We start from the raw sequence: 9,398 nt of genomic DNA, 5'->3' as shown, positions 1-9,398 counted from the left end.
TAGAAGTTATGCGAGCATCTTTACAAAGAACTCTTCCTGAAGGGGGATGCTCAGTGCAGTGAACATCCTTGTACTTACGAGGTTAGGTTGATTTTGATATTCAAAATAACCTTTACTTTTTAGTTTCGTAGAAAAGAAATTCAAGAACAACAACACAAACGATAAGAAGAACATAGCTTGAATACTAACTAAAACTTTTCCAAAAAGTGATATTGGGTAATAATCGCCAAAACCTATAGAGTTTGAACTCACAATACTAAAATAAATGGCATCAAACCAATGTCTAAATGGCTTGTTCATATTATTACCATGAGTATATAAAACAGCAAAAGAAAATATTATTTCCAAATAATTAAAAAACAACATTAACATCGATCGCTTATAGGAACGTGGGCGAGTGAATAAATCGGAAGCAAAAATTAAAGTAGGTATATATAATACAGTTTCCAATAACAAATAAATCATCGTATAAAGAATAAAATGATTGTATTGCCAATGATTTGTCAAAATAACCAACGGGAATAAAACCTTTGCCAAAACATATAGATCAAGTGCTATATCTTGATATTCGTGTCCAATTTTATTGGATGCATATTTTATGTAAACACCAGGAAATAACAATTGTGAAGAAGAAAGAAACAATCTTACAATTTTTTCAATTCCGTTATCAAATTGATGGTCATTGTTCCAAATAGCTCTAATATTTAAAATCCGTCTTTCAATAGGATTGAATTTTGGCTTTTGGTTTGGAGAAACTTTTCCGATCAATAATTTTCTTAAAAGTCCCATTATTTTAGTTTTTTAATTGTAAATAATTCGTTGTGAATTTCGACTTTCGGATACATTCTTAAGGAATATTCACCGCCGAATTTTGATTTGTAAATTAGGTTTCTTTCTTCTTCTGTTTTGTTGATTACCATAGTATTGAACAAAATAAAACCGTTCAGATTTAGCAACGAATTGATTCTATTTATAAAAAAATCCTGAAATAAAAAGTTAGGCATTGATGTATCTTCAAAAATATCAATGATAATCAAATCGTATTTTAGCTTGGTTTTCAAAACAAATTCAAAAGCGTCATCAATCACGATTTCAAGATTTGGAATTTTATCCAATTCAAAATAGCTATTTGCGATATCAATAACAGTAGCGTCAATTTCAACACCGGTAATTTTTCCTTTAAATTTGATTTCATCTACTAAAGTTTTTATTACACTACCACCTGCAACACCAAGTACCAGAATGCTCTCAAAATTTCGAATGCGTTCAAAACCTATATATTTTAGGCCTTTTCTTAGTATTCGTTGTAAGCTTCCATAAGAATAATTAGTGCTTTTACTGTCTAGAACCAATTCGCCATTGTTCCAAGTTACTTCAAGAGTTTTGCTGACCGCAGATTTTTTTTTGTAAATGTTAATCGGTATAAAATAGCTAAATAGTTTTCGAATCATCAATAAATATTTTCTTAAAAGTAATAGAGAAACACTAAATTTACGGAAAATAAACAGTATGAAGAAGCGACTTTATAAATTTATTTTCTACCGTTTGCTTGGTTGGAAACTAATTGGTAATGTTGATGCAAGTATTAAAAAATGTGTCATTGCAGTTATTCCACATACCTGCAACTTTGATTTCTTTTTAGGATTATTTTCAAGAGGAATTATAGGTATAGAAATGAATTTTGTGGGTAAAAAAGAATTGTTCAAGTTTCCTTTTGGATGGTATTTTAGAAGTGTTGGAGGAGCACCATTAGACCGAAGTGGTGGAAAAAATAATGTAGACGCTACGGTTGCCATTTTTAATAAAAGGGAAGTTTTTAGATTAGCATTATCTCCTGAAGGAACTCGGAAGAAAGTAACCGAACTCCGTACAGGATTTTATTATATAGCTTTGAAAGCTGACGTTCCGATTATTCCAGTAGCTTTTGATTATAGTAAAAAAGAAGTTAGAATTGGCGATCCTTTTTATGTAACCGGAAATTATGAAGAAGATATGAAGATTCTATTGCCATTATTTAAAGATGCCAAAGGAAAAATTCAGGAAAGAGGATTTAGCTTCGCTGAGTTCGGCGATGCCTCCGTTAAAGTTTAAAACCAGACGAATGAAATATTTAGAGCTACATCTACAGTATAAAGAGGAATCAATTTCCGGACGCTATATCACTTTAGAATATATTGAACCTTTAATTTTAAAGCAACAAGCTGAAATTATTGGACAATCCGTTTTAGGAAAGCCAATTTATAAATTGCAATTCGGTACAGGAAAAATCAGAATTTTGATGTGGTCACAAATGCACGGAAATGAAAGCACGACTACTAAAGCATTGTTCGACTTTATTAATTTTTTGAATTCAAATACGAAAGAGAGCAGTGTCATTTTAGACCATTTTACTTTTTGTATGTTGCCAATGCTCAATCCGGATGGCGCCAAATTATATACTAGAGAAAACGCCAACGGAATAGATTTAAATCGGGATGCACAAAATCTTTCTCAGCCTGAAAGTAAAGTTTTAAGAAAAACATTTGAAACTTTTCAACCTAATTATTGCTATAATCTTCACGATCAACGTACTATTTATGGCGCGGGCGAAAGCGGAAACACGGCTACAGTTTCGTTTTTAGCACCAGCTTTCAATGAAAACAGGGATATCAATGATGTTCGAATTAAAGCCATGAATGTTATTGTGGCGATGAACAAAGCTTTGCAACAATTTATCCCAAATCAAGTGGGTCGATTTGACGACTCATTTAATTTAAATTGCGTGGGAGATACTTTTCAATACTTAAATGTGCCAACTATCCTTTTTGAAGCGGGACATTTTGCCAACGATTATGAAAGAGAAATCACCAGAAAATATATTTTTATTGCCTTGATTTCAGGAATCAGGTTTTTGAACGAAAACGATATAGTTCTCAATGAAATTGATATTTACCTAAAAATTCCGCAAAATAAAGTCGTTTTTTATGATTTTGTTTATAAAAATGTCAAAATAAATTATGATGGTAACGAAAAAATTATCAATTTTGCAGCTCAGTTCAAAGAAGTTTTAAATAACAAAAAAGTGTTTTTTGAGGCAGAGATTGCTCAAATTGATAATTTAGAAAATTATTTCGGTCACCTAGAAATAGACGCTAAAGGCGAAACCTATAATGATGGCGAAATTAATTATCCTATTTTAGATAAAAAAGCTAACTTTTATTTAGGAGAAATTGAAATAGTTAATGGTGCTTTGCTCAAGTAACTATAGATTTCACCTTTAAATTAGATTTTAATAAAAATATATTTTATGAGTAAGTTTAAATTAGATGAAGTAGACCACCAAATCTTGGATATGTTGATAGATAACACTAGAATTCCCTTTACAGATATAGCAAAAAAACTATTGATTTCTGCGGGAACTGTGCATGTGAGAGTAAAGAAAATGGAAGATCAAGGAATTATTATGGGTTCTTCTTTAACTTTGGATTATGAAAAATTAGGTTACGCATTTATAGCTTATATTGGTGTGTTTTTGAATAATACGTCACAAACTAAATTTGTTCTTGAGCGTATTAATGAAATTCCATACATTACAGTGGCTTCTGTTACTACTGGTAAATTCAATATTTTTTGTAAAATTAGAGCTAAAGATACCAAGCATGCAAAAGATGTGATCTATATGATTGACGATATTGAAGGTGTTTATAGAACCGAAACCATGGTTTCATTAGAAGAAAGTATAAACGACAAAAAGCGTTTGATGCATACTATTTTTCAAGAATTGGATTAGTATTAGTTAAAAATAAATTTAAACCTCAAGTTTTTCACTTGAGGTTTTTTTGTGACATTAAAATCAATGATTAGTACTATTTGAATACTGCCCAGATGAATTATTAGAACCCGTTTATTATTTCCGATATGAATCTATAGCAGAAATAATAAAAGCGAAACTGTTGATGGCACTATATCAAATAAAAAAATGTAAAAGAAATTCAAAGTTCTTATTCTTTTTCAAAAAAAATATGACCTTTGTTGTACTAATATCATTCAATATGAAACCATCCGATTTACAACCTGAGGAATTTGCAGTGTTTAATGCTACTTATATAAACCAGGTTTCTGGCGAATACGCGCTTATTGAAGAACTTGAAATCTCGGTACATCGCTTTATAAAATTTGTACAAAACATTCCTTTAGATAAATTTGATTACCGATATGCTGAAGGAAAATGGACTATAAAAGATATCATTCAGCATTTGATTGATGCCGAAAGAATTTTTGCCTATCGTGCTTTGCGTTTTGCTAGAAATGACAAGGCAGAATTACCCGGTTTTGAGGAAAACGATTATGTTGACGAAGCTAATGCAATCAAAAGAAGCATTCAGGATTTATTGACTGATTTGGCTGTTGTTAGACAAGCTACTTTATCTTTATTTAAATCATTTTCAAATGAAGAATTGTTGCGAATAGGTATTGCTTCGAATAATCAAATGTCAGTTCGGGCTCTTGGGTTTACTATCATCGGACATCAAAATCACCATCAAAGAGTTTTTGAGGAAAGATATTTATAAAATACAAAATTAGAATTACGAGGGACGAAGTTTTAAATATGTATTAATTGACTTAAAAAGTAAAACCCAATTTCAATTAAGAACTTGGGTTTTATATTTTATACTTCGTATTTCGTTTATTCCTCGTCGTCTTCGTCTTCTTCAAAGTTATCTGAAGCTTCAAAATCATCATCGTCTTCATCGTCATCGCCATCATCAGAACCGCCTTTGTCTTTTAACAAATCTTCTTCTTCCTCATCTTCATTTTCATTTGGTGCATCTTCATCATCATCTAACCCTTTTATTGGTTCAATTGGTTCTACTACAGAGTCAATATCTTCTTCATCGTATTTCTCCATTCGACTGGCTAATTTCGTACTGACTTTTACCAAATAAATTGTGTCTTCTGTTTTAACTTCAACAGCTTCTATTAATTCGTTTTGGGCATTTCTAAAACGAATAATATCTGAGTCGTCGTAACCTTCAGGGAATTTATCTACCAATAAATTCAGAATGTCACCAGTTAGTTTAGCATAATCTACAATAATTCTTCTCATAAAAAAATAGTTTATAAATCTAGTAAGTAGGCAAAGATTAAAGGTACAACAATAGTTGCATCTGATTCAACAATAAATTTGGGTGTGTGGATATCTAATTTTCCCCAGGTAATTTTCTCATTGGGAACAGCTCCGGAATAAGAACCGTAACTGGTAGTCGAATCGGATATTTGGCAAAAATAACTCCAAAACGGAACTTCGTGCATTTCCATATCTTGGTATAACATCGGCACCACGCAAATTGGAAAATCTCCTGCAATTCCACCACCAATTTGGAAGAAACCTAAACCTTTACCACTTGAATTTTTTGGATACCAATCGGCCAACCACATCATATATTCGATACCACTTTTCATAGTGGTTGCATTAAATTCTCCTTTAATACAGTAGGAAGCAAAAATATTTCCCATAGTACTGTCTTCCCAACCTGGCACTACAATTGGCAAGTTTTTTTCTGCTGCCGCAACCATCCAAGAATCTTTTGGATCAATTTCATAGTATTGTTCCAATACGCCTGAATTAATCATTTGATACATGAATTCATGCGGAAAATAACGTTCTCCTTTTGAATTAGCATTGTTCCATATATCATATAAATGCGATTGTAATCTGCGGAAAGCTTCTTCTTCTGGAATACAAGTATCGGTAACCCGATTAAAATGATTTTCTAATAAATCCCATTCTTCCTGCGGACTTAAATCACGATAATTTGGAACTCTTTTATAAGAATTGTGAGCTACCAAATTCATAATATCTTCTTCCAAATTGGCGCCCGTACAAGAAATGATGTGCACTTTATCCTGACGAATCATTTCGGCTAATGATTTTCCTAACTCGGCCGTACTCATGGCGCCGGCAAGCGAAATTAACATTTTGCCATTATCCAGCAAATGTGCTTCATATCCTTTTGCTGCATCAACAAGCGCTGCCGCATTGAAATGAAGGTAATGTTTTTCTATAAACTGACTGATTGGTCCTTTACTCATTATTCGTTTTTGTTTTATTCCGCTGAGCTAAATACAATTAACTTCTTTATATTTAGTTTGAAGATTATGTTTCAAAGAAAATCTATTTTTTTATAACTTCAAACTATTTTTTTTACATTTTTTAATGTAATAAATAAGGGTTATTTACACTGAAAATAGGATGTTATTTTTTTTCGTACCCTAATATTTTCAATACTTCATCTGAAGTTTGTTGTTCTGAGAAAACCTCAGTAGCTAAAATTCCATTTTCATCACGATCTATCAAAATATGTCTCGGTTGTGGAATCAAACAGTGATGAAGACCCCCAAAACCGCCTATAGTTTCTTGATAAGCTCCAGTGTTGAAGAAACCTATGTATAATGGTTTTTCTTTACTGTATTTTGGTAAATACACTGCATTCATATGTTGTTCGGAGTTATAATAATCGTCGCTATCGCATGTTAATCCACCTAATAGTACTCTTTCATAAGTATCGTTCCATCGGTTAACAGCCAGCATTACAAAACGTTTGTTAATTGCCCATGTATCAGGTAGAGTAGTAATAAATGAACTATCAATCATATTCCAGTTCTCTCTATCGTTTTGTTTCTTTTGATATAAAACCTGATAAATTGCTCCGCCTGATTCTCCTACTGTAAACGATCCAAATTCAGTGAAAATATGAGGAACGTCAATTTCAGCTTCGTCGCAAGCAATTTTTACTTGATTGATAATTTCATCTATCATGTATTGATAATCAAATTCAAACGCCAACGAATTTTTGATTGGAAATCCGCCACCAATATTTAAGCTATCTAAAGTTGGGCATTCTTTTTTTAATGCTACATAAACCTTAATACATTTCACTAATTCGTTCCAATAGTAAGCGGTATCCATTATTCCGGTATTGATAAAAAAGTGAAGCATTTTTAGTTCTACTTGTTTATTTTCCTGAATTTGTTTACGATAAAAAGGCACGATGTCTTTATAGCCAATACCGAGACGAGAAGTATAGAATTCAAATTTTGGCTCTTCTTCGGCAGCGATTCGGATTCCTATTTTGAATTTACCATCAATAGCTTCTTGCAATAAATCTAATTCTTCATAATTGTCAATAATCGGCACCGTTTTATTAAATCCGTTATTAAGCAATCGAGCTATATTTTTAATGTATTGATCTCTTTTAAAACCATTACAAATGATATAAGTACTCTTATTTATTTTTCCTTGAGCAATTAAATTCTCAACGATATTAATATCATAAGCTGAAGAAGTTTCTATATGAACATTGTTTTTTAAAACTTCATTCATGATGAAACTAAAATGGGAGCTTTTGGTACAATAGCAATAGTAATATTTTGCATCATACTTATTTTTTTCCATCGATTTTCTAAACCAGGACTTGGCTTTATTAATATTGTTGGAAATTTGAGGTAGATAAGTAAATTTTAAAGGAGTACCATATTGCTCTACTAATTTCATTAAATCGATATTATGAAACTGAAGGTGGTCTTTGTTTAGGGTGAACTCTTCCTGTGGGAAGTAGAACGTTTGATTTATTAAATCGAAATATTTAGTATTCATTAGAGTATATAATAAGAGATTAAATCATTTTATAAAAAACAAAATAATCTAGAATTCAAACTCTAATATTAGCGTAAATAATAGGAAGTTTTTCTTGAAATAAAAATGTAATTGGTGAACACAAGTCCATTAAATCATTTTTGAGTATAAAAAAATGATTAGAAACAGTAAAGAAATTAGTATTGATTCCTTGACTATTAATGCTGTAAATAGAAGTGTTGGTACTTTTTTTCATTAGGGCAAATGTAAAAAAATAATATATTCGAAATGCAACTATTCGTATCAAAATTATATTAACTGTTGTAATCGGCAAAAGATTTTATAATTAATTCATTTTCAACTTCTTGATCGATTTTTATGTTTCCAATTCCATCAAGCAATGCAAATTGAATTTTTCCGTACTCATTTTTTTTATCATGAATGAGTAATTCGAGTATAGGTTTTAAGTCATTTTCTTTAAAAACTATGGTTTCAAAAACAGCATTAATAGTATTTTTAATTTCTATGTATTCTGACGCTGAAAGTAGTTTCTTTTTCCAAGAAATATAACTCTCCAGTATCATTCCCACAGCAATGGCTTCACCGTGCAGCAAGGTTTTTTTGTTTTCATTTTCCAGAAAATAACTTTCGATGGCATGTCCTAAAGTGTGTCCAAAATTTAGTGCTTTTCGGATGCCATTTTCAGTTGGGTCTTGCATTACAATATCATTTTTGATTTCAATCGAACGATATATTAACCCATCAAAATCAGCGAAATCAATATCGTTCATTTCTTTGAATTTTGACCAATAATCAGCATCTGCAATCAAACCGTGTTTAAGCATTTCTGCCAAACCGGAGCGCATTTCGTTTTGTGGCAATGTCGATAAATAGTCAGTGTCAATAAGTACTAATTTTGGAACGTTGATAACGCCAATCTGATTTTTAAGGTTGCCTAAATCAACTCCATTTTTTCCGCCAAGGGATGCATCAACCATGGCTAAAAGTGTGGTTGGAATATGCATAAAATCAATTCCTCTCTTAAAAGTTGACGCCACAAATCCACCAATATCGGTAATTACACCACCACCAACATTAATAAGTAGACTTTTTCTATCGCCACCTAATTCAGTTAGTATAGACCAAATTTCTACACAAGTAGTAATATTCTTTTCAGTTTCTCCAGATTCAATCTCAATAATTTCTATAGTTTTATTTGTAGCCAATAGAGGAAGAAAACGAGAGAGGCAATACTCATTTGTATTTGTATCTGATAAAATAAATATAGTAGAATACTTATTTTTTTCGATTAAGTCATTCAGAAAGTCATATCCGTTTTCGCTGAATACTATTGGGTAGCCATTTGCAGCTATAGATTCCATCATTGTTTAAATTGTATTCAGCAAAATAATGGATTTTTTTTCTAATTAACGCAATAAGATTTATTAATAGAATTTTGTTTTTGTATCAAAAATAAAGTTTACTTTTGTTTAAAGTTTTATTTAAAAGAATGAACAAAAAACCAATTACCGTAAATCCCAATTTAGATGATATTGCCATTGATAGAATAATAGAGATGGCTTGGGAAGACAGAACTCCGTTTGACGCTATTAAATTTCAGTTTGGTTTGTCGGAAGCCGATGTAAAAGCGTTAATGAAAAAAGAACTCAAGTTTAGCAGTTACAAACTGTGGCGCGAGCGAGTAGAAAACTGTAAAATCAAACATGCAGCAAAAAGAGTTGAAGGCATCGACCGATTTAAATGCAAGTTACAACGTGCTATT

12 protein-coding genes are annotated in these 9,398 nt (G+C 31.4%); 5 read left to right on the top strand and 7 right to left on the bottom strand.

What is annotated here, in order from left to right; all coding sequences use genetic code 11:
• Positions 1–6: 6 nt before the first annotated feature.
• Both ACOYLP_RS08865 and ACOYLP_RS08860 read right to left on the bottom strand, forming a co-directional pair.
• Positions 7–789 (bottom strand): potassium channel family protein, encoded by a 783-nt coding sequence (locus ACOYLP_RS08865; RefSeq protein ID WP_422855816.1) that lies wholly within the window; start codon positions 787–789, stop codon positions 7–9.
• Entirely contained in the window at positions 789–1,451 is a 663-nt protein-coding gene (locus ACOYLP_RS08860; RefSeq protein ID WP_422855815.1) for a spermidine synthase, read from the bottom strand. The genes ACOYLP_RS08865 and ACOYLP_RS08860 overlap by 1 nt, the downstream gene beginning before the upstream one ends.
• 58 nt (positions 1,452–1,509) lie before the next feature.
• Between ACOYLP_RS08860 and ACOYLP_RS08855 the strand changes: the two genes are divergently transcribed.
• The 4 genes from ACOYLP_RS08855 to ACOYLP_RS08840 all read left to right on the top strand — a co-directional run bounded on the left by ACOYLP_RS08855 (position 1,510) and on the right by ACOYLP_RS08840 (position 4,550).
• Complete coding sequence (locus ACOYLP_RS08855; RefSeq protein ID WP_422855814.1) at positions 1,510–2,091, top strand: 1-acyl-sn-glycerol-3-phosphate acyltransferase; 582 nt, start codon at positions 1,510–1,512, stop codon at positions 2,089–2,091.
• Between the two features lie 10 nt (positions 2,092–2,101).
• Positions 2,102–3,241: a M14 family metallopeptidase gene (locus ACOYLP_RS08850; protein ID WP_422855813.1), complete on the top strand. Its 1,140-nt coding sequence runs from the start codon at positions 2,102–2,104 to the stop codon at positions 3,239–3,241.
• A gap of 45 nt (positions 3,242–3,286) precedes the next feature.
• Positions 3,287–3,769 (top strand): Lrp/AsnC family transcriptional regulator, encoded by a 483-nt coding sequence (locus tag ACOYLP_RS08845; RefSeq protein ID WP_396140446.1) that lies wholly within the window; start codon positions 3,287–3,289, stop codon positions 3,767–3,769.
• Positions 3,770–4,031: 262 nt separating this feature from the next.
• On the top strand, positions 4,032–4,550 hold the full coding sequence (locus ACOYLP_RS08840) for a DinB family protein (RefSeq protein WP_422855812.1): 519 nt from the start codon (positions 4,032–4,034) through the stop codon (positions 4,548–4,550).
• A 116-nt stretch (positions 4,551–4,666) separates the two neighbouring features.
• Here the strand turns inward: ACOYLP_RS08840 and ACOYLP_RS08835 are convergent, their stop codons facing one another.
• The 5 genes from ACOYLP_RS08835 to aroB form a co-directional block, all read right to left on the bottom strand.
• Positions 4,667–5,086, bottom strand: a complete 420-nt coding sequence (locus ACOYLP_RS08835) for a DNA primase (RefSeq protein WP_422855811.1) — start codon at positions 5,084–5,086, stop codon at positions 4,667–4,669.
• Between the two features lie 11 nt (positions 5,087–5,097).
• Positions 5,098–6,072 carry a deoxyhypusine synthase family protein gene (locus tag ACOYLP_RS08830; protein WP_422855810.1) on the bottom strand — a complete coding sequence of 325 codons (975 nt, stop codon included), beginning with the start codon at positions 6,070–6,072 and terminating at the stop codon, positions 5,098–5,100.
• 163 nt (positions 6,073–6,235) lie between these two features.
• Positions 6,236–7,636 (bottom strand): arginine decarboxylase, encoded by a 1,401-nt coding sequence (locus ACOYLP_RS08825; protein ID WP_422855809.1) that lies wholly within the window; start codon positions 7,634–7,636, stop codon positions 6,236–6,238.
• A gap of 55 nt (positions 7,637–7,691) precedes the next feature.
• Positions 7,692–7,871 (bottom strand): hypothetical protein, encoded by a 180-nt coding sequence (locus tag ACOYLP_RS08820; protein ID WP_422855808.1) that lies wholly within the window; start codon positions 7,869–7,871, stop codon positions 7,692–7,694.
• A 58-nt stretch (positions 7,872–7,929) separates the two neighbouring features.
• Entirely contained in the window at positions 7,930–8,997 is a 1,068-nt protein-coding gene (gene aroB / locus ACOYLP_RS08815; protein ID WP_422855817.1) for a 3-dehydroquinate synthase, read from the bottom strand.
• Positions 8,998–9,125: 128 nt separating this feature from the next.
• Between aroB and ACOYLP_RS08810 the strand changes: the two genes are divergently transcribed.
• On the top strand, positions 9,126–9,398 hold a 273-nt coding region (locus ACOYLP_RS08810), incomplete at its 3' end, for a TIGR03643 family protein (RefSeq protein ID WP_422855807.1).

Source organism: Flavobacterium sp., assembly GCF_049318325.1.
Classification (GTDB): domain Bacteria; phylum Bacteroidota; class Bacteroidia; order Flavobacteriales; family Flavobacteriaceae; genus Flavobacterium.
The sequence above is the reverse complement of the archived record's forward strand: the minus strand, read 5'-3'. Positions and strand labels throughout refer to the sequence as shown.

Coding starts and splice junctions, on each gene's coding strand:
- ACOYLP_RS08865 (WP_422855816.1), bottom strand. CDS start 789: ATGGGACTTTTAAGAAAATTATTGATCGGAAAAGTTTCTCCAAACCAA.
- ACOYLP_RS08860 (WP_422855815.1), bottom strand. CDS start 1,451: ATGATTCGAAAACTATTTAGCTATTTTATACCGATTAACATTTACAAA.
- ACOYLP_RS08855 (WP_422855814.1), top strand. CDS start 1,510: ATGAAGAAGCGACTTTATAAATTTATTTTCTACCGTTTGCTTGGTTGG.
- ACOYLP_RS08850 (WP_422855813.1), top strand. CDS start 2,102: ATGAAATATTTAGAGCTACATCTACAGTATAAAGAGGAATCAATTTCC.
- ACOYLP_RS08845 (WP_396140446.1), top strand. CDS start 3,287: ATGAGTAAGTTTAAATTAGATGAAGTAGACCACCAAATCTTGGATATG.
- ACOYLP_RS08840 (WP_422855812.1), top strand. CDS start 4,032: ATGAAACCATCCGATTTACAACCTGAGGAATTTGCAGTGTTTAATGCT.
- ACOYLP_RS08835 (WP_422855811.1), bottom strand. CDS start 5,086: ATGAGAAGAATTATTGTAGATTATGCTAAACTAACTGGTGACATTCTG.
- ACOYLP_RS08830 (WP_422855810.1), bottom strand. CDS start 6,072: ATGAGTAAAGGACCAATCAGTCAGTTTATAGAAAAACATTACCTTCAT.
- ACOYLP_RS08825 (WP_422855809.1), bottom strand. CDS start 7,636: ATGAATACTAAATATTTCGATTTAATAAATCAAACGTTCTACTTCCCA.
- ACOYLP_RS08820 (WP_422855808.1), bottom strand. CDS start 7,871: ATGAAAAAAAGTACCAACACTTCTATTTACAGCATTAATAGTCAAGGA.
- aroB (WP_422855817.1), bottom strand. CDS start 8,997: ATGGAATCTATAGCTGCAAATGGCTACCCAATAGTATTCAGCGAAAAC.